The organism is Bacillus amyloliquefaciens DSM 7 = ATCC 23350 (assembly GCF_000196735.1).
Classification (GTDB): domain Bacteria; phylum Bacillota; class Bacilli; order Bacillales; family Bacillaceae; genus Bacillus; species Bacillus amyloliquefaciens.
Map to the genome: position 1 here is coordinate 978,101 of NC_014551.1, position 22,849 is coordinate 1,000,949.

20 protein-coding genes, 1 tRNA gene, 1 pseudogene and 1 riboswitch are annotated in these 22,849 nt (G+C 47.4%); of the genes and pseudogenes, 19 read left to right on the forward strand and 3 right to left on the reverse strand.

Features of this window, described 5'->3' with window-relative positions:
* Window positions 1–62 precede the first annotated feature (62 nt).
* The 11 genes from BAMF_RS25395 to BAMF_RS25445 all read left to right on the forward strand — a co-directional run bounded on the left by BAMF_RS25395 (window position 63) and on the right by BAMF_RS25445 (window position 11,792).
* Window positions 63–2,288, forward strand: coding sequence for a phage tail tape measure protein (locus BAMF_RS25395; protein WP_013351574.1), 2,226 nt, complete (start codon window positions 63–65; stop codon window positions 2,286–2,288).
* A gap of 3 nt (window positions 2,289–2,291) precedes the next feature.
* A complete protein-coding gene (locus BAMF_RS25400; RefSeq protein WP_013351575.1) occupies window positions 2,292–3,716 on the forward strand; it encodes a glucosaminidase domain-containing protein in 1,425 nt (474 codons plus the stop codon).
* A gap of 11 nt (window positions 3,717–3,727) precedes the next feature.
* The gene (locus BAMF_RS25405; RefSeq protein WP_013351576.1) at window positions 3,728–5,128 is read left to right on the forward strand and encodes a phage tail protein; all 1,401 of its coding nucleotides are present in this window, start codon (window positions 3,728–3,730) and stop codon (window positions 5,126–5,128) included.
* A 14-nt stretch (window positions 5,129–5,142) separates the two neighbouring features.
* Window positions 5,143–7,707: a peptidase G2 autoproteolytic cleavage domain-containing protein gene (locus BAMF_RS25410; protein ID WP_013351577.1), complete on the forward strand. Its 2,565-nt coding sequence runs from the start codon at window positions 5,143–5,145 to the stop codon at window positions 7,705–7,707.
* 12 nt (window positions 7,708–7,719) lie between these two features.
* The gene (locus BAMF_RS25415) at window positions 7,720–9,156 is read left to right on the forward strand and encodes a BppU family phage baseplate upper protein (protein WP_076983882.1); all 1,437 of its coding nucleotides are present in this window, start codon (window positions 7,720–7,722) and stop codon (window positions 9,154–9,156) included.
* Between the two features lie 14 nt (window positions 9,157–9,170).
* Window positions 9,171–9,440 (forward strand): hypothetical protein, encoded by a 270-nt coding sequence (locus tag BAMF_RS25420; protein ID WP_013351579.1) that lies wholly within the window; start codon window positions 9,171–9,173, stop codon window positions 9,438–9,440.
* On the forward strand, window positions 9,441–9,629 hold the full coding sequence (locus BAMF_RS25425; protein ID WP_013351580.1) for an XkdX family protein: 189 nt from the start codon (window positions 9,441–9,443) through the stop codon (window positions 9,627–9,629).
* A 3-nt stretch (window positions 9,630–9,632) separates the two neighbouring features.
* Entirely contained in the window at window positions 9,633–9,842 is a 210-nt protein-coding gene (locus BAMF_RS25430) for a BhlA/UviB family holin-like peptide (protein ID WP_013351581.1), read from the forward strand.
* A 79-nt stretch (window positions 9,843–9,921) separates the two neighbouring features.
* Window positions 9,922–10,860, forward strand: coding sequence for an N-acetylmuramoyl-L-alanine amidase (locus BAMF_RS25435; RefSeq protein ID WP_013351582.1), 939 nt, complete (start codon window positions 9,922–9,924; stop codon window positions 10,858–10,860).
* Between the two features lie 21 nt (window positions 10,861–10,881).
* Window positions 10,882–11,139: a holin gene (locus BAMF_RS25440; RefSeq protein WP_013351583.1), complete on the forward strand. Its 258-nt coding sequence runs from the start codon at window positions 10,882–10,884 to the stop codon at window positions 11,137–11,139.
* A gap of 92 nt (window positions 11,140–11,231) precedes the next feature.
* Complete coding sequence (locus BAMF_RS25445; protein WP_041481635.1) at window positions 11,232–11,792, forward strand: hypothetical protein; 561 nt, start codon at window positions 11,232–11,234, stop codon at window positions 11,790–11,792.
* Window positions 11,793–11,807: 15 nt separating this feature from the next.
* Here the strand turns inward: BAMF_RS25445 and BAMF_RS25450 are convergent, their stop codons facing one another.
* The gene (locus BAMF_RS25450; protein ID WP_013351585.1) at window positions 11,808–12,143 is read right to left on the reverse strand and encodes a YolD-like family protein; all 336 of its coding nucleotides are present in this window, start codon (window positions 12,141–12,143) and stop codon (window positions 11,808–11,810) included.
* 59 nt (window positions 12,144–12,202) lie between these two features.
* Window positions 12,203–12,409 (reverse strand): helix-turn-helix domain-containing protein, encoded by a 207-nt coding sequence (locus tag BAMF_RS25455; protein ID WP_013351586.1) that lies wholly within the window; start codon window positions 12,407–12,409, stop codon window positions 12,203–12,205.
* Window positions 12,410–12,545: 136 nt separating this feature from the next.
* Here BAMF_RS25455 and BAMF_RS25460 point away from each other — a divergent pair, with 136 nt between their 5' ends.
* The 5 genes and pseudogenes from BAMF_RS25460 to thiC all read left to right on the forward strand — a co-directional run bounded on the left by BAMF_RS25460 (window position 12,546) and on the right by thiC (window position 18,251).
* On the forward strand, window positions 12,546–13,355 hold the full coding sequence (locus BAMF_RS25460; RefSeq protein ID WP_013351587.1) for a helix-turn-helix domain-containing protein: 810 nt from the start codon (window positions 12,546–12,548) through the stop codon (window positions 13,353–13,355).
* Window positions 13,356–13,640: 285 nt separating this feature from the next.
* Window positions 13,641–13,722 (forward strand) — tRNA-Leu (locus BAMF_RS25465).
* A gap of 125 nt (window positions 13,723–13,847) precedes the next feature.
* Window positions 13,848–15,420, forward strand: a pseudogene (locus tag BAMF_RS25470) (Na+/H+ antiporter NhaC family protein).
* 80 nt (window positions 15,421–15,500) lie between these two features.
* The gene (locus tag BAMF_RS25475; protein ID WP_013351589.1) at window positions 15,501–16,199 is read left to right on the forward strand and encodes a Type 1 glutamine amidotransferase-like domain-containing protein; all 699 of its coding nucleotides are present in this window, start codon (window positions 15,501–15,503) and stop codon (window positions 16,197–16,199) included.
* A 49-nt stretch (window positions 16,200–16,248) separates the two neighbouring features.
* Window positions 16,249–16,359, forward strand: a riboswitch (TPP riboswitch).
* A gap of 119 nt (window positions 16,360–16,478) precedes the next feature.
* Complete coding sequence (thiC, locus tag BAMF_RS25480) at window positions 16,479–18,251, forward strand: phosphomethylpyrimidine synthase ThiC (protein ID WP_013351590.1); 1,773 nt, start codon at window positions 16,479–16,481, stop codon at window positions 18,249–18,251.
* 40 nt (window positions 18,252–18,291) lie between these two features.
* On the opposite strand, the gene BAMF_RS25485 is transcribed toward thiC, so the two are convergent.
* Window positions 18,292–19,647 carry an FAD-binding oxidoreductase gene (locus BAMF_RS25485; protein ID WP_013351591.1) on the reverse strand — a complete coding sequence of 452 codons (1,356 nt, stop codon included), beginning with the start codon at window positions 19,645–19,647 and terminating at the stop codon, window positions 18,292–18,294.
* A 254-nt stretch (window positions 19,648–19,901) separates the two neighbouring features.
* Here BAMF_RS25485 and BAMF_RS25490 point away from each other — a divergent pair, with 254 nt between their 5' ends.
* The 3 genes from BAMF_RS25490 to BAMF_RS25500 all read left to right on the forward strand — a co-directional run bounded on the left by BAMF_RS25490 (window position 19,902) and on the right by BAMF_RS25500 (window position 22,837).
* Window positions 19,902–20,087, forward strand: a complete 186-nt coding sequence (locus BAMF_RS25490) for an FbpB family small basic protein (protein ID WP_013351592.1) — start codon at window positions 19,902–19,904, stop codon at window positions 20,085–20,087.
* Entirely contained in the window at window positions 20,084–21,811 is a 1,728-nt protein-coding gene (locus BAMF_RS25495; protein ID WP_013351593.1) for an ABC transporter substrate-binding protein, read from the forward strand. The genes BAMF_RS25490 and BAMF_RS25495 overlap by 4 nt, the downstream gene beginning before the upstream one ends.
* 102 nt (window positions 21,812–21,913) lie before the next feature.
* Entirely contained in the window at window positions 21,914–22,837 is a 924-nt protein-coding gene (locus tag BAMF_RS25500; protein WP_231131113.1) for an ABC transporter permease, read from the forward strand.
* Window positions 22,838–22,849 lie beyond the last annotated feature (12 nt).

The window sequence follows — 22,849 nt, forward strand, 5'->3', positions numbered from 1 at the left end:
AGCTTGCGGGAAACCGTAAGAACTACCGGATAAAGAGCCGGTAGGATAACAAACTGGATGCAATGAAATTCGTCGCCCCTGTTGCGCACTCTCTCGGATACTCCATCGAAGATACTGCGACAGCCGTTGCGAAAATGTCAGACGCCGGTATTCAGGGATCGATGGCGGGTACGGCGCTTCGTGCGTCACTCTTACACCTTACGAATCCGGTCGGCCAGTCGGCCAAAGCGATGAAAAAGTACGGAATCGAGGTAAAGGATGCCCACGGAAATCTAAAGCCGATACCCGAACTCGTCGGCCATATTTCGAAGAAGTTCGAAGGGATGACGTCGGCGCAGAAAACGGCAGCGGCGGCACAGCTCGTCGGAGTTGAAGCGGCTTCCGGGTTCGTTACGCTTTTGGGCGTCGGAGAAAAGGGACTGCGCAATTATTCGAAGACGCTGAAGGAAGCCGGCGGGACCGCGGACAAAGTAGCGAAAACGCAGATGGATAACCTCAAAGGGTCATTCGAACAGTTTACGTCTGCGCTCGACGGTCTCGGAATCGCGATCGGTAACGAGTTTTTACCTACTTTCCGAAAAATTGTCGAAACCGGTACGAAAGTGGTCGAGTTCCTTAGCGAACTAAATCCGGGGATCATTACGACTGGCCTCGAAATGGCAGGCGCGGCGGCAGCGGTGGCGCTGGTAGCGTCGTCTATGTTAAAGCTCGGAATCGCAGTGCGCGGTTTGTTCGTTGCGATGGGTCCGGCTGGATGGGTGATTACCGGGCTCTCTTTATTAGCGGGAGCACTTGTCGGGGTGAAAGCGGGATACGATCAGGTGAACACCGTTAGCCTAGAGGCGGCCGAAGCCAAACAAAAAGAGATAGATTCTATTAATAATTTAGCGACTGAGTTTGAAAAACTTCAAAACAAAACAAAGCTTACAGCAGAAGAGATGGCGCACTATCTCGACTTGAACGATCGCATTAAATTGGAAACTGATTCTCACGCGATCAAACTGATGAAGGAGGAGCAGGAGGGGCTGCGCAAAAAGTCGGGTCTTACAAATAATGAGTTCGATCGCTATCTTTCGCTTAATGACAAGGTACTAGAAAAGGCTCCTATCACAAGTAAGGCAATAACAGACCAAGGTAATGCGTTCGCGAAAAACACTAAGGCGTTAAAGCGGCTGACTGAGGAAAAAGCCGAAGAATTAAGGATTGAACTGAATACTCAAAAAGCCAAACTTGACTCTAAAGAGACTGAGAATCTCAATGAAAGAAGCAGGCTTCAAGAAAAGATAAATAGCCTTGCGGAGGAGTATCGCGAAAATCAGGTGAAAGCCGAGGAGCAGCTTGAGAAAGTAAGGGGGATAGAAGACAGTATAAAACAAGCGAAAGCGGCCGGAAACAAAGAAGACGCTGCACAAAAGGAGAATATCCTAGGTACAGAAAAGCGGATTCTAAGCGAACTTCAGGCTCAACTTGGGGCGAGTGGTGATAAGCTTCTAAGCAAAAAAGAAGAACTACAAAAGGTAAATGAAGAGATAAATAAACTCGATACTGTTAAGCAAAAACTAGTGGATTTAGAGATGCGACAAGTCGGCTTAAACGCTAAAAAGGGAGAAGGCGTGAGAGTAATCGATAAGGAGATCGCTCGCCTTCAAGATGCGAAGGCGAATCTGAAAAACAACACGACAGCAGCCGATCGTAAAACAGATGAGTATCGAAAGTCTGTTAAAGCAATTGACGACGAGATCGCAAACCTTCGTACCGCAAGGGGTCGGGTCGCGGATATTACGTCAGAAGCCCAAAGAATGAACGCTGCTCTAAGTAAGGACATCACGAAACGCATCACGACAATTACATCGGATGTTTCTATGAAGACGGAGCGTGCTGTAAGCCGGGGAAAAGGGAACGAAGGTACCTACCACACTGGCGGCGTCATCGGCCTCGGGCAGATCAATAAACTTCACATCGGCGGCCTAGCGTCTCAATTTGCTAATCCGATGAGCCACGAAGTCGATATCCGGGCCCTGCGTAACGAAATGGTGCTTACTGAAGCGCAACAGGCGAATCTTATGCGAATGATAGACGCAGGGCATACGGCGGGCCTCGGAGGAGATTCCGGCTTATCGTCGGATATGCTTCGCGCGCTCAGTTCGATTGAGCAGGCGATTAAGACGAAGGGTGGCGCTCCTATCGTGATGGATAGTGAAGTTGTTGGGCGTATTGTAGAGCCGCACATCAGTCGCATTCAGCAGGACGGGTATGATTTAGAACGGATGAGAGACGGGAGGTGGTAGCGTTTGAGTAATACAGATTTTATAAAGAAAATCGCCCCGGATGCGCAGAAGATATTCGTGAATTATAAAATTCTTGCAAGCCTCGTAATCGCGCAGGGGTGCTTAGAAAGTGCCTACGGGACTAGCGGCCTTGCCGTTAATGGAAAGAACCTTTTCGGAGTGAAGGGCGAATATAACGGAAAATATGTCATCATGAAAACGTGGGAAGTAATCAATGGAAGGAACGTTCAAGTGGACGCCAAGTTCCGGAAGTACCCGACGTGGTATGAATCGATGCAAGACCTCGCGAAGCTTTACGTAAACGGCGTCAGTTGGGACCTGAATCACTATAAGGCGGTCGTAGGCGAGAAAAACTACAAGAAAGCGACTGCTGCGCTGGTAGACGCCGGTTATGCAACGGACCCGTCTTACGCATCAAAGCTTAACAGAATTATTGAAACGTACAATCTGACGAAGTACGACACCGCCCCGTCTCCGTCGAATCCGTCCACTCCTACTACGCCGGACACAAACAACCCGGCTCCGGTTGTCGTTGAAGAGCCGGAGGTATCCATCGACGTTTTTTCAAGCGTCTATACAACGCCCCCATCCGGTGTCCCTATTACGGACAGCAACTTCCGGATACTTTACAAGGATGGCCGCATAATTGACATGGCTCGCGATTTATCAGTTCTTGTGCGAAGTTTCAAAATTGCTTCGCCCACTCCCGATATCGATTACGAAACGATTCCGGGGAGAGACGGTTTAGTTCGAGTAGGAAAAAACTTCGGAGCCCGAACGCTGACTGCTGAATGTCTCTTGCTCGGAGCGGATGACGTTGATTTTCATTTATTACAAGCGGAACTCTTTCACGCGCTTCATCGCGAGGAGGAGTTCTTTTTAGTTTCGGAAGCGACGCCGAAAAAACGGTGGCGGGTCGAGCTAAGCGCATCATTCACGCCTGACAGAATCGGTAGCTTCGGCGACTTTACGCTGACTTTCCAAAGCGCCTCTACTTATTGCGAATCAGTCGGCACGACGCTAGACGCATTCACGTTTGATGCGAACAAATGGCAGATAGGCGAAGGGTTGACGGACGATATCCCTTCGTACAAACACAAGACGAAGACTTTTCGTATTTTCAACGCGGGGGCCGTCCGGCTAGATCCGAGATACATGCCTTTAAAAATTACGTATAAAGGCGCGTCTGACAAATTGTCGATCAAAAATAGAACAACAGGCGACCTGTGGGCGTTTTCGGGTACATCTACCGCGAAGGAAGCGATTCAAATTTCCGGTGTTACATCGAAAAAAGGAAACGTCAGCATATTGGGGCAGACAAATTTCGGGCTTATTACGTTAGAGCCCGGATGGAATGAATTTGAGTTAAACGGAACAAGCGGGGATTTTGAGATCACGTTTGATTTCAGATTCCATTATTACGCGTAGGGAGGTGCGCCGTGTCGAGTCTGATTGTAAAAAATCTCGCTAATCAGGTAGAAGCCTTAACGGACTTCAACGTAACGAAGAAGGATGAAATTGATAACGGAAGGTCTTTAGACGTAACGGTTTGGGAGACGGAAAGAAATGCGCACTCCTTTCCGTTAATTCAAAATGAAGGTTCACTTTTTTATGAAGACGAGGAATTCGTCATTAGGAAAACGCGGTATGTTCCTATTAGCGGCAAGAGACTGAAGGTCGATATCACGGCCTTGCAACGTTCCTTTTCTGATCTCGGTGAGAATTACGTATATGAAACATCCGGTAAAAAGAAAAAACTTTACATCGAGGATATGCTGGACATCGCATTAAAGGGTTCTGGGTATTCTTACGAGGTTTTACCAGAAGGGCTAGGTGATTCGTTTGATGTAGAGGATTTTGGGAACGGCTACTCTCTCGGATTACTAAACGATATAAAGGAAAAATACTCGGCTGAATATGAGTGCATTGGGAAGAAAGTCTATTTCGCAAAGGAGATAGCGCGAGATACAGACTACATCATCCGTGACCGTGTAAATGTAAAAGACCCTTCTCAGGAAATAGACACCTCTTCTATAAAAACGTACATTAAGGGATTCGGAAAGAAGGACGAAAAGACAGGAAAATACGCGGTGGAATCTGAGTACAAAAGTCCGTTAGCTTCAGTCTATGGGATCAAACATGCAAATCCCGTATTTGATGACTCGTACACAGCAAAGGATGAGGGAAAGCTCGAAAAACGGTTAGAAAAAGAACTGACCGATAAAATTGAAATCTCTATTAGCCTTACGTACGTAGAGGTTAAACAATTAAATATGCAGGATATTCGCAAAGGCGATTATGTATGGTGCGTATTAGAGCCATTTGATTTGAAGACGAAGTTGCGTGTAGTCAGTGTGGAGACTTACTCAGATCCTAAAAAGTCTCCGGTTTTTACTTTTGGTAAGGTTCGGGCAAATATCAAAAAAACAACTGCTAAATTAGGGAGGGGACAAAGCTCCGTCTCCAAGCTTATCGATACGTCAACTGGGAAAGTGAAAGGCAGCGCCATAAGCGGAAACATAACCATCGGAAAAGATGCGATTTACGAAGACGGGTACGATCCGACAAAGCTGACGATTCCTACGTACGGCCGGGCAAACGCAACAACGGACGGTCTTATGAGCTCATCGGACTATGTGAAGCTGGCGAGTATCGTATTGGGGCCCGACGGCCAAGTTTCTGTCTCGCTGGCTACCGAAACGACTGACGGCTTAATGAGCGCATCTGACTTCGCAAAGCTGCAACGCATCAAGGTCGGTACGGCTACGGTGGACATATCGACACTTTCGCAACAGCTCGAATCTATAAACAAGCGCCTGACTGCGCTAGAGAATAAATAACGAGGAGGAATACAATGCCGAAATTTCCGTACAGAAAGGCCGGGGCGGCGTGGGACCGTGTTTTTCGTAACGACCACAACCAGAACCTCGATGACATTGCGGATGATATTAGAGGATCGTATACGGAACTGGCCTCACATAAGAACGCAAAAACCGCCCACACGTCGGATCAAATCGACCATGGCGGTTTTTCTTTGCGCACATATATCGACGGTCTGTATAACCGTATAAGAAATCTGATCCTTAATGCGGACGGTACAAACGTTAAAGAGGTCGTGGATGCTCGTGTGGACACGGAAGGAAACATCGCGCCTTTATTGAAAGAGCGGCTCGACAAAGAGTATAACAAGCTTTTGCGCAAGATTGAGCGTGATGTAAACGTTGACGATTACGGAGCCGATCCGACAGGCGTTAACGATAGTACAGAAGCGTTTAAGAAAGCGATTGGAAACGGTAAGGTTAGGCTTAATTTATCCGCCGGCACATACATCGTTAAAGGCGTCAAGCTTCCGTCATGGACGTATTTGATCGGCCAAGGCATGGGCGTCACTACTCTAAAGCTGCACGAGGACACGCCGGCGAGCGAGTGGGTCATCATTAATGCGGACCCGGCGTCTGGCAACCGTAATATCGTAGTCCAAGGAATGTCGCTCGACTGGAACCCGGAGCGTCAGGGCGGCGTAGGTGCGACCGGCGGCATCTATTCGAGTTGTTTGACTTTTGCGCAGGTGAAGTTTGGCATCGTCCGGGAAGTCGAGGGTATTAATCCGGGGCTTCACTGCTTCGATGTTTCGGCGCCAACATACGATATTACAGCAAAGGATTACACCGCAACGGGCAGTAAATACGTCTGGATCGATCGCTGCGTCGGCCATGGCTACGGAGATGATGGAATCACTACGCACTACAGCGAATACATCTTCATTACCCATAACGTAATGACGAATCCAAGCGGAAAAGCCCACAAAAAGGGAGCGTCTAATTCGAACGGTATCGAGGTCGATGACGGATCTAAACACGTATGGCTTATCGATAACTATACCGAAGGAAACGTCCGCGGTGTAGAGGTAAAGGCACATACGGAATGGCCGGCCCCTTCTAACGTCCATATCCGCGGCCACGAATCCTTCCGTGATGTTCGGTCTTATGATTTGCGGCACATCGGACACCACCTTGCGACAGATCCGTGGAGTGAGACGGCGAGAGACGTGACGCTAGTCGACTGCACAGCGCGAGAGCCGATATACAATTCGCTTTATGACGGACTGGAACCGAAAGCCTTAGTGATTTCGGCATACCAACGCGTGAAGATAATCGGTTTTACAGCGATCGGCGATCCGACGTATGACTACAAAGGAAAGTCTATGATTGCCTTTCAATATAAGAGCCGGAAGATAAACGTAACCAATCTGCAAATTTCCGGTTTTAAAAAGGCCGGCTATGATATCAACGTCACCGGCGGCGATCAGCGGACAGATGACGTCTTCATCTCCGATTTCGTTATTCATGATTCGGCGCAGAACGGTATCGGGATCGGTGGTGGCGTGTACAACGTCAATCTGAATAACGGAATCCTTCACGTAGCAAGCGGTACGGCCGGCATCACCTCGCCGAATACGCAAACAAATATCTTAATGGTCCGGGCGTATGGGTACGAGAGTGCGGCAGTCCTCGGTGGCCAGAAGCATTCGGTCGTCCCGAATAACGTGAAAGGTGGTTTCCGTGCTGCTTCTACATCGGGCCACGTCTTAGACAAAACAAGCGCAGTGATTGCGACCACGGGCGGATGTATAACGAAAGGGCCTCGAAACGTCGTTCTAGGTGCCAGCGGTGGCTCATCCACAACAGCTTCGCGTCAAGCGGTTATAGCGTCAAACAATTCACATACAAAAGGCGACGGGCCGTCGAGGGTCGTGCTCGCTGCTAACGGGGTTATCAACGATAACGGATATAGCGTCAGAGGGGGCTACGGAAGCGGCAGCGCCTCGACCGGAAATACGAAATGGGAACTCGATTCAACTGGCGGACATATTCGTGGTACAGGGCGGGTAGAAAGCGTCTCAGATTTCAAAGACTTCGCGGAGTATTTCGAATCTGCTGACGGTCAGAAAATCGATTCAAGCTATCTGGTTGCGTTAGAAGGCGAAAAGATACGAAAAGCAGGCGAAGGAGATAAGATACTCGGAGTTGTTTCTGAAACGGCCGGCTTGGTGCTCGGAGGCGCGGCGTTCTATTGGAACGATCAGTTCGAAAGAAACGAATTCGGCGGCTTGGTTTACGAAACGGTTATCGATGGTGGCGAAGAGTTAAGCGTTCCAAAATTAAACCCCGACTACGACCCTTCTCTCGAATATGTGCCGCGTGACTCTCGTGACGAATGGCATGTCATCGGACTAATCGGTCAAGTCTTCGTTAGAATTGACGAAACAGTGGCCGTAGGAGATAGCGTATCAGCAATCGAAGGCATTGCAACCAAGGCGGAAAGCGGCGGCTACGGAACCGTTATGAAAATCAAATCTCCGTATGATGCGGAAAAAGGCTACGGTGTAGCGCAAATGATCGTTACGCCGCAGCACTAAGGAGGTTTTGCAGTGATATACAATAACGCACCACTTGCGTTTGAGGTGACGAGCCGGACAAAAACGAATATAAAAACCGCAATACAGTTCAGCACGCAAGACATCGATACGGCGCGTTTGATCTTCTCGTTAACAAAGGATGGCGTCCCATTACCGTTGTCTGCCGTTACCGGGAAGCTCGTTATGTTCATGGCGGACGGAAGCCGGTTTATCAAAAACGTAGAAATTGTAGATCCGGTAGGTGGCGTAGCGCAATACGTATTAACTTCGGATGAACTTAAGCATTACGGAACGGTCAACGCAGAGCTTAATTTGTACTATGCGAATAATCAGGCGATTTCCGTCCATAAGTTTTCATTCAACATAGATCGAGCGCTAGTCGATACTGATATCGCTCCTATGGCGGAGTATTATATTGATGATTTCGAGGCTTTGATCGCAAAGGTCAACGAACTATATGACGAAGCCATTGAAACCATCGAAGAGCTGCGTAAGAAATTCGAAGACCTCGAAAATATTGAGACGAAAGCAGGAGCGCAAGAAAAAGCCGATAAGGCTCTTTCGGACAGTAAAGCGTATACGGACGAACACGCAGATCGGACGGATAACCCGCACTCAGTGACGAAAGACCAGATCGGACTTAGTAACGTCGACAACGTTAAGCAGGCGCCTCTCGACCAATTCCGGGCCCATGATTCCGATAGCATCCGTCATACTTCGCAAGTTGAGAAGGACAAGTGGAACGGATCGCAGTTGTTTAAATTGACGCAGGATACTGGCGCGGCACAGTACATGACGGGCATCGATTTTAATACGGTAACAGATACCGGCTTCTATTATATGAGCGGCGCAACGACGGCATTAAACGCCCCAGTAAATAACAACGGATATCTTATCGTCAATAACTACAGCACGTACGCATATCAGGAATACACGTCCTATAGCAGTAACGATTCGACGTCTTCGGGCCGGCGGAAATTTATGCGTAATAAGGTCGCGAGCTCGGAGTCATGGACGTCATGGCGCGAGCTTGAATCGGTAGAGGGGGCGCAGTCAAAGGTAGATGCTCACGCCAACAGAACGGACATTCACGTCGTACAGGCGGATAAAGATAAGTGGAATAGTCCGTGGGTTGCGACGTGGAATAACGTTACCTTGATTAATGGAGCGCAGCAAAACACCGGATATCCGTTCAAGTTTTCCGTTGCGAATAACGAAATTAAACTGCGAGGCACATTCGGCTCGCTCCCGGCCGCCGGTACGACGGTAGCGAAATTCACATATAAGCCGACGCAGCTCGTAGATTTCGTTGTACCTACGATCGGGTCTTACGGGACGGCCCGGTTCGCATTTACGACGGACGGCGAATTACGGTTCGATGGGCTTTCCGCAACCGACTCGGCTAGCGTTACGCGTGTGTCCTTTAATATCGGTATCCCATTATGGTAAAGGAGGAAATCAGAATGCACGTTTTATACTACGACAAAAATTTCGACTATGCCGGCGAAGAAGATATCGATGTAGAAGTGCTACCGCCGAATAGCACAGATGTGGTCCCCGATCCGTCAATCATATCGCCGCGATTCGATAAGAAAAGAAACGTATGGGTTGAGGCAGCGACGGAGGAATACAAAGAGAGCATTAAGCCCGATCCGCCGGCTCCGAATGAAATCGAGAATCTTCAAAAGCAGATAGCGGATTTATATTATCTTATCGCGACGGGAGGAAACTAAATGACTTGGTATCTCCGTATCAAAAATCTTTATGACGCCGGCCTCTGGACGAAAAAGCAAGTTCACGATACTGTCGGAGCTGGCCGGATAACACCGGAAGAATACGAGAAAATCACCGGAGATGTTTACGATCCAAACAAGCCTCCTATCGAAGAGCCTCCGGAAGAAACAGGCGGACAGGAGGCGTAGTTATTGAACGGCGGCGAATTAGACGTACTCAAATATTTTTTAACGCAGGGACCGTTCGCGGTCCTTTTTACGTGGCTGCTGATTTACGTAATGAAGTCGAACAGGGAGCGTGAATCGCGGCTACAAGATCTACTCGATAAATTTAGCGATAAGTACGACGTCATCATCGACAAGATCGATAGGCTCGAAGAAAAATTCCGCGGAAGAGAATAATCGAATTAACGCAACACGCCCGTCAGGTGAGAGTCCCGGCGGGCTTTTTTAATACCAAAAACGAAAAGGGGACGATTTAATGGCGATTTTAGTGCGTAAGAATCTAGTGTCTGCGAGTAAGTATTCGATTAAGTGTCCGAATTCAATGGATGCGCAATACATCACATTTCATAATACGGCCAACGATGCTTCAGCGGATGCAGAAATCCGATATATGATCGGAAACAACAACGAAGTGTCTTACCATTTCGCAGTAGACGATACGGAGGTCGTTCAGGGCATCCCGACAGACCGTAACGCATGGCATACAGGAGATGGTAGCGGCGCAAATTCCGGAAACCGGACGTCTATTGGCGTGGAGGTTTGTTACTCGAAATCAGGCGGCGCCAAGTACGAAGCAGCCGAAAAACTGGCGATCAAATTTATTGCGCAATTGCTGAAGGAACGCGGATGGGGAATCGATCGTCTGCGCAAACACCAAGACTGGTCCGGCAAATACTGCCCGCACCGTGTGTTAGCGGAAGGCCGTTGGGAAGCCGTAAAAGCGGCAATCGCAGCGGAACTTAAAGCACTTGGCGGTAAGTCTTCCGTAAACAAGCCAACCAAAACATCCGGGTCGACATACACCGTAAAGAGCGGCGATACTTTGTCCGAAATTGCGGTGAAAACAGGCGTCAGTATGGCGAAGTTACAAGCATATAATGGGATTAAGAATGCGAATAAGATTACGGTCGGCCAAGTGTTAAAGCTGACGGGGGCGGCCGGCTCTTCTAAACCGTCATCCAGCGGTAAGAAATACGTTTACCTTCCGGCTTCTGCCGACTCATGGCGCATCTATCCGACCAACAAGGCGCCAGTCAAAGGGAACGAATGCGGATTATTGCGTCCTAAGAAATTCGGCGGCCTGAAGTACGAGGTTCTCGGTAATCCACAGACCGACGTGTACACGATCAAGACGGACCAGTTCGGAAAGGTGAATATTTATGCCGCGAAGTCCACAGGCGCAACAGTAAAATAAACGAAAAGGGAGACGATAATTATGGAAGAAGTATTAATTTTCGCGACTATCCTCGCGCCTATCTTAACGGCGCTCGTTCAGCTCGTTAAGAAAACGGTTAAGCTGCCGACGAATATTGTGCCGGCTCTCAGTTTCGTCATCGGCATCGGATTGGGCGCGATTGCCTATCCGTTTACTGACCTCGACTTGGTGCTGCGTTTGTGGGCCGGCGGCTTTGCGGGTCTAGCAGCGACGGGTCTTTTCGAAATCGGAACAAAGCGAGAGGGAACTACGAAATAAAATAACGGAACTTTTTGCGGGCGCTTGCGTATGAATACGTGGGTGTCCGTTTACATAACTGAAAAATAAGTTATCATTAGAAGAAAAAGGTCGTGATCGTATTGAAGCGGGTTGGGCTACTTTTTTCTGCGTTAATAGCTGCGTTTTTAATCGGTGGGTGTTCATCTGATTCGCAGCCTCATAACAAAGACAGTACGGCAAAAGCTGAGGAAGTGAGCACAAATGAAAATCTAGGTGAAGATAGTGCTATTTGGGCTTATTCAGCCGAAATGAATGATAAGGCAAATTACGATGGGCTAGATATTAAAATCGATCGGATTTTGATATCGCCATCAAGCGCCCACATTGCGATAAAAGGATCGATAGAAAACATCGGGCATTCTTCCTTTGAAGCGTATCCGGCAGCGGAAACAATCAAGCTTAACACCGGAGAGGAATTAGGTCCGGAAGAAGTGATAAAAGTAGTTGATGACGGCACGAATAAATTAAAGAAGAAGGGCGATCGTCTCGATTTTTTCTACGCTTGGCCTATGTCCAATACAACTCCGAACGAAGTGACAAGCATAAACCTATCTTGGAATATCTACAAAACGCTTGGAGATGACGCAGTAAACTCAGCTACCTTCACGCGAAATTACATACTAAAACAATAACGATAAGCCCCGTCCTTAACCGGATGGGGCATTTTTTACGTTTATGATATCCGCAAACCTCACGAAATTAGTATCGCCTTGTGCGTCCTTCACACGAAATTCCTTCCGTATGTGATCCACGTAATGAACTGCACCAATTACTTCGCGTATGTATCCGTTGTCGTAAAGCTCAAAAGACAAATCTGCGCCTACTTCCATCGATTGCGCGACCGTCACTTCCATATCCTCGATCTGCTGCGCGTCCAGTTGCGGCTTCTCTACTTTAAGCTTGGCCTCAGCCAATCGCTGAAACCCTTCGCGTAATTCCGGCAAGATAAAACTCGAAGCCCACAGTTTCTTATCGCTAGTCATGCCGAACACCTCCGGCTTTATTATATGCGAATGTGCGTTCGGTTATCAATCGGAAATATTTAGTCGCGAATTTCGAATAGCTCGTTCATGTCCGTGATACCTAATCCTTTAGCGACTTTGGCGACATGCTCACGATTTATTGTACTGCGTTGGTTTGCGCAAAGTTCAGAAATTACATTATTTCTTACGCCGACCTCTTCGGCAAATTTCATTTTCTTTATTCCACGTTTGTCCAAAATTTCCTCAAGCTTTATATAAAGGCGCATTTCTTCCACCCCTAATGTTTGATAAGTTAATTCTATCGTGATATCGATATTTTGTAAATAAAATTATTGACATATCGATAATTAGTTAATATTATTCAATTAACGATATATCGATAAAAGAGAAAGGGGTGCCTAAATGCATTACTTAGCGGACCATCAAACGTTTGACTCAACGTCTGCCCTAAACGCGGCAGTCTACGAACACATCAAGCGCAATACATACGATCTTAACGACACCGACCGCCAAGCGCTGAAGAAGATCGCCCGGTACGCGGTTAAGTTCAGCGGGGCGGCGCACCTGAAGGCGGAAACGCTGGCGGAACTCATTGGCAAGTCCGTCAAGACTGCGCGTCGGGCCCTGAATAAATTAGCAACGCTCGGCATCGTTAAGAAAATCGCAACAACGCGGAAGATAAACGGAGGGAAGGGCGCGAACATAATCGTGATCCTGCCGGTGGATGACCAGTCGACAATGTCCAATCGCGGACAAGCCGAAAAGCCAACGGAGACAACGGCCGAGGCACCGAAAACGGAAAACGAACCATCGGATTCTATTAAGCGTTCTAAAAACCAAAATAACGTATTAGATACGGCGGTAATACCGGCTGATGCGTTAAAAGGTGCGTTACCTAACGAAATCTATACCGCAATGGCTCGCTACTTTGACGCCGAAAAGATTTATAAATACTACGGAATTTTACTTCGCGCTAAGGCAAGCGTAGACAGAACGATCAGACTCGAAGATCATGCGGCGCCTTTCGTTGAAGCGTGGCACGCAACGATTATGAAAGCGAAATCGCACGAAATTAAGCGTTTCGATGATTACCTATACGCTGGGTTTATGAAGGCGGCTTGGACGGTTAAGGCGCGCTTAAATCGTGGCGGATCGCTTATGGAACGTTTCAGAAAGGCGTTGGAGGGCCAGGGATCTCGTCACAAATTGTGACGACAGTCTGCCGGCACGCACGATTTTTATTCTGCGAAGAGAAATAACGTATCCACAGCGGGGAAAACATTGGTATTGCGTGGTATAATACTTCGCAAAAAATTTGGTCGTGCGTATTGACACCTACGAAAAACCGTGTTATATTTATATTCGTCGATAACGACCCGGTTACATACGATTGACATAGCGCTTAATATGGCGCGCGATAATCGAGTAACAGACGAATCGTACGAATCATAGACGAATCGTACGAACCATTAAGGCGAATAAAAGCCCGCATTACATGCCGGTGTGGCGGAATTGGCAGACGCGCACGACTCAAAATCGTGTTCCTTCTGGAGTGCCGGTTCGACCCCGGCCACCGGTATACAAAGGCTTCTACATAATGTAGAAGCCTTTTTTGTTGTATAAAAACATGATACACCTGCGGATTGTATAAATCCGTATTTTTCAAAGATACTAACAAAAAGTTCTTTGAAAGAGGTGTTTTTTATGGAAGGTACTTGGGCTTGCCTTATCCCATTTATTCTGGTCATTCCTATTTCAATCATTACAAAGCAAGTACAGTCTGTTTGTCGGTTTACTGGTCGGAAGTTATCTTTTACATCCGAGCTTGCTTGGCGGGATTGAGCATATGGTTCATTATTTGATCAGCAACATTGTCGTAATCAATAATATTAGAATCATTGTTTTTCTATATTCATTTGCCGGCCTTGTGGGGATTATAAAGTTAACCGGCGGGATAAAAGGGTTCGTCCATTTGATCAGTAAAAAGGTTAAAACCAAAAAAGGCGCGATGCTGCTTGCATGGCTGTCGACATTTGGCACATTCAGCGAACCGGACTTTCGCATCGTTACAATTGCGCCGATCATGAAAGCGATAAGCAAGCGTCTGGACCTGTCAAAACAGAAAATTGCGTATGCTATTGAGTTTACGGCAAACCCGGTCATTGCCTTGATTCCGGTAGCAACGGCATTTGTCGGGTACATGGTTTCCATTATCGGACAGGCCCTCAAAACGTCAGGGATAGATCAGCCGGCTTACACGGTCTATGTGAAAAGTATTCCCTTCAATTTTTTCTCCATTGTGATTATTTTAGTCGGTATTTATTACTGCTTTTTTAAGAAACAAAAAGAGGATGAAAGCTTGGAAAAAACAGAACGGAACAGACAAATTCCTTCTCGGGAACATAGTAAACATACGGAACCGATTCCGCAGAACAGCGGTGTATTGCTTTCAAAAGGCTCCGGCTCATTTAACATGGAAACAGGGACGATCCCGGATATTCACGGAGGACATACGGGGATGTTCGAAAAGAGCGGGGATGTACATGCTGACCAGCAGGAGGAGTTAGATTCGGCGCACCGTGCTTATATTAAGGAAACACCGATTCGGCCGTGGAATTTAATCATTCCAATCGGGCTGTTTTTACTGTTAACACTGTTTCTCAGCTGGTGGGACGGCCATTCAAAAGCACAAGGGTTTTTGAATGCTTTTATCAAAAGCGATATGCTTGGCGTCATGTTAACCGCTTTATTGGCAGCGGTTATTGCAGCATTTGCTCTTTTTATGTTTCAGCGTTTTCACGCAAGCGAGCTTGTGACGCATTTTATTAAGGGCGGAAACGAATTGGTAAACGTTATAATTATGTTATCGCTGATTTGGGCCGTAACAGCAGTATCTGAGGATCTGGGTTTTTCGAAATATGTTACTTCTCATTTAACGTCATGGATCCCACATATGTTTATTGCGCCATCTCTTTTCATACTTGGAGCGGTTATATCCTATTTTATCGGATCATCCTGGGGGACTTGGGGGCTTTTAATGCCGCTCGGCGTGACGCTGGCGGTTCAGTCGCATACCAGCTTATTATTAGCGATTGGGGCCGTTTTTGCCAGCGGAACATTTGGAGCGTTTGCTTCCCCTCTCAGTGATAATACGGTGACAACCTGTACGGTTTTGGGGATCGATGTTGTGAAGTATGCCCGTTCGAAGCTTGTTCCGGCGCTTATCGCTGCAGGGATCTCCGTTGTTTTATACGGTGTCTTTTCATTTTTCAGATAACAAAGAAATAATTTGAAGGCGGCATCCGGAATGGGATAACGCCTTTTTAAGTTATACTTGAGAAAAAAGAGGTGAGGACGATGAAGCAGATTATTGCATTGGGCGGCGGGGGGTTTTCCATGGAGCCGGATCATCTTGTGCTGGATCAATATATTTTGGAGCAGTCGGTGAGATCAGAGCCGAGAGTTTGTTTTTTGCCGACGGCAAGCGGAGATTCGGAGAATTATATCGCCAGGTTTTATCAGGCCTTTCATAAGCTGGAGTGTGAGCCGGATCACTTGTCGCTGTTTAAACCGCCTCGTTCTGACCTCAGATCTTTTCTCATGAAGAAGGATATTATATATGTCGGCGGCGGCAATACCCGTAATATGCTTGTCTTATGGAAAGAGTGGGGGCTTGACCTTATTCTTCGTGAGGCTTGGGAAAGCGGCATCATCTTGGCAGGTCTCAGCGCCGGGGCGATTTGCTGGTTTGAAGAAGGTGTGACGGATTCAGCGGGAGATTTGAGAGAGCTGCGGGCTTTAGGGTTTTTGCCGGGCAGCTTTTGTCTTCACTATAACGGAGAGGCGGAGCGCAGACCGGCGTATCACCGTCTGATTTCAGAAAAGAAACTCCGGGAGGGCTATGCCGCTGATGACGGCGCTGCGCTGCATTATAAAGACGGTCAGCTGTTCCAAGCTGTCTCTTCCTGGAAAACGGCAAAGGGGTATCGGGTTTTTGATACCGAAGAAGGCGTTAGGGAAACAGAGCTTAAGACCGTTTCGTTATCTGAATTTTAATAATATACTTTTTTTTGTATGCAACTTATGTTACGATGAAACCGAAATTCATAGTTACTGGGGGTGCCCGTCTGAGCGGGCTGAGAGAGAAGCGGCGGCTTCTTAACCCTTTGGACCTGATCTGGTTCGTACCAGCGTGGGGAAGTAAAGGTTTTATTATTGTTGATGAAACAATAATAGTTTCTTTCTGACTGCAAAACCGGGTTCTATAGAGAACCCGGTTTTTTGTGCTGGTGCTGAGCTTGGTTCTGTTATTCAAATGATAAAGGAGAGATTTGTATGCAAAATCAATCAGTACAGCAAGCGAACATTTCTATTATGTCGAGTTTTTCAGGCAGTAAAAAGGTTTATGTTAAGGGTTCTTCGCCTGACATACGAGTGCCGATGCGTGAAATCAGCCTCAGTGCAACAACGGGGGCGTTCGGTGAAGAGGAGAATCCGCCGGTCCGTGTTTATGATACGAGCGGACCGTATACAGACCCGGATGTACAGATTCATATTCATGAAGGCCTGAGGCCGCTCCGCACAGAGTGGATAACCGGGCGCGGCGATACAGAGGAATATGCCGGAAGGACTGTGAAGCCTGAGGATAACGGCTATAAAAAAGAAGATCATACTGCCGAATACCCCGGTTTACAGCGGAAGCCGCGGCGGGCCAAGGCAGGGAAAAACATAACACAATTACATTATGCGAGAAAGGGCATTATTACGCCGGAAATGGAGTTTATCGCAATACGCGAGCATGTTTCTCCCGAATTTGTCAGGGAAGAGGTGGCGAGCGGCCGGGCGATTATTCCTTCTAACGTCAACCATCCGGAAAGCGAGCCGATGATTATCGGCCGGAATTTTCATGTGAAAATCAATGCAAATATCGGCAACTCGGCTGTTACATCTTCTATCGAAGAAGAAGTCGAAAAAATGACGTGGGCGATTCGCTGGGGCGCCGATACGATGATGGACTTATCGACGGGAAAAGACATTCATACGACACGTGAATGGATCATCCGCAATTCCCCCGTGCCTGTGGGGACGGTGCCGATTTATCAGGCGCTTGAAAAAGTAAATGGCGCTGCCGAGGATTTAACGTGGGAAATTTATCGTGACACACTGATTGAGCAGGCGGAGCAGGGCGTGGATTATTTCACCATCCATGCCGGCGTATTGCTTCGTTACGTCCCGTTAACGGCCAAACGCACGACGGGGATCGTCTCCCGCGGCGGGGCGATTATGGCGCAATGGTGCCTTGCTCATCATCAGGAAAGCTTTCTGTACACGCATTTTGAAGAAATCTGTGAAATCATGAAGACATATGATATTGCTTTTTCTCTTGGTGACGGGCTGCGTCCCGGTTCGATTGCGGATGCCAATGATGAAGCGCAATTTGCTGAATTGGAGACTCTCGGAGAATTGACGGAAATTGCATGGAAGCATGATGTGCAAGTGATGATTGAAGGACCGGGCCATGTGCCGATGCATAAAATTAAGGAAAACATGGACAAGCAGCTGGAAATTTGTAAAGAGGCGCCTTTTTACACGCTCGGGCCATTAACGACTGATATCGCTCCGGGCTATGACCACATAACTTCTGCGATCGGCGCGGCGATGATCGGCTGGTACGGGACGGCGATGCTTTGTTATGTCACGCCGAAGGAGCATTTGGGACTGCCGAATCGTGATGATGTAAGAGAAGGCGTCATTACGTACAAAATCGCGGCACATGCCGCAGACCTTGCCAAAGGGCATCCGGGCGCTCAGATCCGTGATGACGCTCTGTCTAAGGCGCGGTTTGAATTCCGGTGGCGCGATCAATTTCATTTGTCGCTTGATCCTGAAAGAGCAATGGAATATCATGATGAAACGCTGCCGGCTGAAGGCGCAAAAACGGCTCACTTCTGTTCGATGTGCGGTCCGAAGTTCTGCAGCATGAGAATTTCTCAGGATATTCGCGATTATGCGAAAGAAAACGGTCTGACTGAAGACGAGGCAGTCAATGAAGGATTGAAGGAAAAAGCAAAAGAGTTTGCAGAAAAGGGAAGCCGTTTATATCAATAAAAAGAAAAGATGAAGATGGAGTGTGTCCATCTTCATCTTTTTAGAAAAACGGTGACCGGCGAAGCGGCGGAATGCTCTGCTCAAAGCGGAATACGTTTTCCGGGTCATACTTCGTTTTGACTTGACGGAGGCGGTCAACATTTCCTCCGTAATATGTTCGCAGCCAGTTTCTGATGTCTATATCAGGCCAATTCACGTAATCCCCCATCGTTTCTCTTGAAAGAGATGTTCTCAGCCCTTCGATCCAGCGGACGTTTTGTCTTTCCTCTTCAGGAGAAGTCCAGTTTGTTATATATTCCTGAGCAATGATTGCATTGCGATAGTAGAATGCCGTTTGATCCGGAGCGATCCGTCCGGCCGCCCCGCCGAGAGATTGCTGCCAGACACTGGCGTTTTTATTCGGAGCGTGCTGCAAGTAGTATTTTAAAGCAGAAATTGCGCGTGTTGACAATGGTTTTTCAATAAAGGATCCTGACCGCTTCATCTTTTGCGGCTCATTGCCTCCCGGGCTGTTAAAAAAGGCTGCCGCTCTAATAAACGGAACTGTCTTGACCATGCCGCTTGTCGGGTTTCCCGCTTTCATTAACGGAGCCAGCAGTTCTTTCAGCTCATCTTTTGTCCCGATAAATTGGCCGAGCGCTTCTATGCGGTTGACTTCCTTAGGCCAAAACTGAATTGATGAAGTAAGCCGGTTATCTGTAAAAGGAGCCCAGTTCTGCCACGTATTAAATACTTCATCGAAATCATCCCAGTCCCAAGTGACAGAAAAAACAGTCACGTACGAAATCGGCACGGCTTTAAACATCATGGAAGTGACAATGCCGAAGTTGCCGCCGCCTCCGCCCTGAGACGCCCAAAATAAATCAGAGTGCTTTGCGCGGTTGACTGTGATCAATTTGGCACCCTCTTTTTCGTCTGCTATGATCATCTCGAGCTGGAGGAGACGATCGCAAGTAAGGCCGGCAGACCTTGTTAAATATCCGATTCCTCCCCCAAGCGTCAGCCCCGTGATTCCCACATTTGCGATGGTTCCCGCAGGAAGAGTCAAGCCGTACCGCCAGAGTGTCCGGTACACATCTCCCAATTCGGCACCCGCTTCAATCGAGACCAGCCGCTTATCCTTATCTACCCTTATTTTCTTCATTTCACTGAGGTCAATGACAAGCCCGTTATTTAACAGGGAAAAATTCTCGTAGCTGTGTCTTCCGCCTCTGATGCGGAAAGGTACGTTATTCTCACGCGCCCATTTCAGCGCATTGACGGCATCATGTTTGTTTTGGCAAAACACAATGATGTCTGGATATCGTTGCAGGCTTAAGTTGATATTGGTTCTTGCTTCATTATAGTCCGGATCATCCCTTCTGACGATGCGTCCGGTCAATGTTGTCTTTTCCATACTCTCACTCTCTTTCACTCGTAATCTGCTATTTTTTCTAACATATGCGGAAAAATAAGAGAGTGTATGAGGAAAACCCCCGGGAGGAAACGTTATTTAAAATTATAGTTGACAGGTAGGGATTGTATGAATTAACATAATCATTACATATTTCCAAACGATGGCTGATCGGATCACCGAAGGCCCTTATCTTGTAAACAGATAAGGGCCTTTTTTGCGTAAAAGCCATTGAATGAAAAGCGGAGGGATGAAAAGTGGCGTTACAAAAGGCAACACCAGTGCGCAAAAAGAGTAAAAAGCGAAAAAAGTACAGAAAACACACATTGAATTTCGAACTGCTTGTAGAGAAAAACAAACGGGAGATTATGAGGAATCAAGAACAGATGGAGCAGATTTATATAAAGATAGATGAAAAGCATGCGGGGGTCCGATCAAAATGAAGAGGAACACATTGAAGATAAAAACAACGGGCATCTTACTCGCGTCGTCTGTAGCCTTCATGTTATCAGGGTGCGCGTTAGGAAGTGCCGGAGAAGAAGCATCTTCTGCAACGGATAAAAAGGAAGAAACACGTATCGCCCATGTCAAAACAAAAGAATTTAAAGCTTCTCATCCTGAGGCGCTTCCCGCAAAGTCGAAAGCCAGAACCGACACTTTTGTTGCGGGGATATCCGCGCCGGGCGGGGTATTTCTGCCGTACTTTTATGAAAACGGTTGGGACGGAAATGCGACAGATCCTATTTTTGAACCGTTAGTCAAACTGGATAAAACGGGGAAGCCCGCACCGGCTCTTGCGGAAAGCTGGAAGATTTCCAAAGATCAGCTTACCTACACGTTCCGCTTAAGAAAAAACCTCGTTTTCAGCGACGGTTCGCCGCTGACCGCAAAGGATGTCGCATTCACTTTAACATTGCTGCATGATCCTGCATACGCGGGCTATGAAGATATCACCACGGCTTATATTAAAGGCGGTAAGGCTTATAAAGAAGGAAAAGCAAAGACGATAGAGGGCATTCATGTCCTTGATGACAGAACCATTAAAATCACGACCGAGAAAGTCAGTGCGAAGTCGCTGCTTCTTTTGGGAGGGCAGGTGCTGTCAGAAGCCTACTACGGAAAGAATTACCGATTCGGCAAACTGGATTATTTAAAAGAGCTTTATGCCAAACCGATCGGAGCGGGACCTTATCAATTTACAGAATACCTTCCGGGACAGGAAATACGCTATCAGGCCAATGAACACTATTATTCCGGAAAACCGAAAACAGAAAAGCTGATTTATAAAATTATCGATCCGTCAACTTCCCTTCAGCTGTTTGAAACGGGTGACCTTGATTACGCTTCTTTTTCACCTGATGATGATACGGTTGAGCATTTAAAAAGCCTTGGTTTTGCGAATATCAGCGTATCTGTCGTGAATGATTACGGGCTTGTGTACGTCAATCATAAGCGTCCGCCTTTCCAAGACAAGAAAGTGTCCCAAGCGCTTATTTACGGGCTTGACCGTCAAAAAATCGTCGATGTCCGCTTTAAACGCTACGGAGAGGTCGCAAATGTGCCGGTGTCTCCGGTTTCGTGGGCTTATAACGACAAAGGTGTCAATCCGTACACGTTTAACCCGAAAAAAGCCAAGAAGCTTCTCGATGAAGCAGGCTGGAAAACGGGAAAAGACGGCGTGCGTGAAAAAAACGGCAAAAAGCTTGAAATCAGCTATTACACCTCTAAAGCGGATGATGATTTCATCCCGATCGCGAAAGAAAATTATGCGGACATCGGAATCTCATTAAAACCGGAAGTGATGGATTTTAATACAGAGGTAGCGAAAATAAATGATAAACAGTATGATCTTGCCGCCGTTTCCACATCGCAGATTCTTGATCCGAATGACACGGTGGAAAAGCTGGCTTCCGGCCATCCCAATAATGTGACGGGATATTCCAATCCTAAAGCGGACCGGCTGATAGAGGAAGGGGCCGGCACGCTTGATATCAGCAAAAGAAAAGAGATTTATCACCAGCTGTATCGGGAGCTCGGGGAGAATCCGCCTTACATCCTGATCCATTACCGTCAAAGCGCAAGGGCTGTCAGCGGAAAAATAAAAGGGCTTGAGCCTGACAATTATTCGGGAATCAGTTCAAGTCTCTCAAAGGTCTCAATTCAATAAAAACAATTAGGCAAAATACCCGGTGCATCCTGGGTATTTTGCCCTTTCAGCGGAAGGGGGAGGCTTTTTGTGAAACGGTATGCCGCAGAACGATTCATACAAATGCTTGTGATCTTATTCGGTACGTCCTTTATTATTTTTTTCTTATTCGCCATGCTGCCGGGCGATTATATTGATTCGAATGTAAACTTGACTCCGGAAAGAGCGAAGGAGCTAAAAGCGCTTTACGGCCTGGATCAGCCGATTTGGCGGCGTTATGTGACGTGGCTCGGCAATGTGTTCAGCGGAGATTTGGGGTTTTCTTTGAAGTATCAGGAAAACGTCCTGTCGCTGCTTCAGAAATATGTCTGGAATTCGTTTTTTGTCGCGTTTCTGGCTTTGCTTATCACATGGTCTGCCGCGATGATAACGGGTGTCATATCCGCTGTCAGGAAATACTCATGGTTTGACGGGATCGTAACGTTTCTTGTTTTTGCTTCCATGGCATTCCCGTCTTTTTTTATCAGCCTTCTGTTTATTAAATGGTTTGGAGTGGATTTAAAAATACTGCCCGTCGGAGGGATGATTGATACCGGAAGCACGAGTTCTGGTTTTTCTTACGTGCTTGAAGCCGCCAGGCATATGATTCTCCCGGTTGTGATTTTATCTATGCTCGGCATCGGCTCGCTGACAAGATATTTCCGCTCCGGGATGCTTGATGTGATCAGGCAGGATTATATCAGAACGGCGCGGGCGAAGGGGTTGAAAGAGCGCACTGTCATTTGGAAGCATGCGTTGAAAAATGCGCTCATTCCGGCTGTCACCCTGCTTGCTTTTGAACTGCCGGGATTGTTTTCGGGGGCCATCATTATTGAACAGATTTTCGGGTGGCCGGGTGTCGGCCGTATTCAGCTGGAATCTGTGCATTATCGGGACTACCCGGTTTTGATGGCGTTTACCTTGTTTTTGTCTTGTTTAACGATTGTTGGGAACTTCTTGGCGGATATCGCTTATGCCGCGATTGATCCGCGAGTCAGGCTGAAATAGGGGGGATTCACG

What these genes read in the sequence shown, in the direction of transcription:
- BAMF_RS25395 (WP_013351574.1), top strand. Translation starts at nt 63, where the DNA reads ATGAAATTCGTCGCCCCTGTTGCGCACTCTCTCGGATACTCCATCGAA.
- BAMF_RS25410 (WP_013351577.1), top strand. Translation starts at nt 5,143, where the DNA reads ATGCCGAAATTTCCGTACAGAAAGGCCGGGGCGGCGTGGGACCGTGTT.
- BAMF_RS25420 (WP_013351579.1), top strand. Translation starts at nt 9,171, where the DNA reads ATGCACGTTTTATACTACGACAAAAATTTCGACTATGCCGGCGAAGAA.
- BAMF_RS25425 (WP_013351580.1), top strand. Translation starts at nt 9,441, where the DNA reads ATGACTTGGTATCTCCGTATCAAAAATCTTTATGACGCCGGCCTCTGG.
- BAMF_RS25435 (WP_013351582.1), top strand. Translation starts at nt 9,922, where the DNA reads ATGGCGATTTTAGTGCGTAAGAATCTAGTGTCTGCGAGTAAGTATTCG.
- BAMF_RS25440 (WP_013351583.1), top strand. Translation starts at nt 10,882, where the DNA reads ATGGAAGAAGTATTAATTTTCGCGACTATCCTCGCGCCTATCTTAACG.
- BAMF_RS25450 (WP_013351585.1), bottom strand. Translation starts at nt 12,143, where the DNA reads ATGACTAGCGATAAGAAACTGTGGGCTTCGAGTTTTATCTTGCCGGAA.
- BAMF_RS25455 (WP_013351586.1), bottom strand. Translation starts at nt 12,409, where the DNA reads ATGCGCCTTTATATAAAGCTTGAGGAAATTTTGGACAAACGTGGAATA.
- BAMF_RS25460 (WP_013351587.1), top strand. Translation starts at nt 12,546, where the DNA reads ATGCATTACTTAGCGGACCATCAAACGTTTGACTCAACGTCTGCCCTA.
- BAMF_RS25475 (WP_013351589.1), top strand. Translation starts at nt 15,501, where the DNA reads ATGAAGCAGATTATTGCATTGGGCGGCGGGGGGTTTTCCATGGAGCCG.
- thiC (WP_013351590.1), top strand. Translation starts at nt 16,479, where the DNA reads ATGCAAAATCAATCAGTACAGCAAGCGAACATTTCTATTATGTCGAGT.
- BAMF_RS25485 (WP_013351591.1), bottom strand. Translation starts at nt 19,647, where the DNA reads ATGGAAAAGACAACATTGACCGGACGCATCGTCAGAAGGGATGATCCG.
- BAMF_RS25495 (WP_013351593.1), top strand. Translation starts at nt 20,084, where the DNA reads ATGAAGAGGAACACATTGAAGATAAAAACAACGGGCATCTTACTCGCG.
- BAMF_RS25500 (WP_231131113.1), top strand. Translation starts at nt 21,914, where the DNA reads ATGCTTGTGATCTTATTCGGTACGTCCTTTATTATTTTTTTCTTATTC.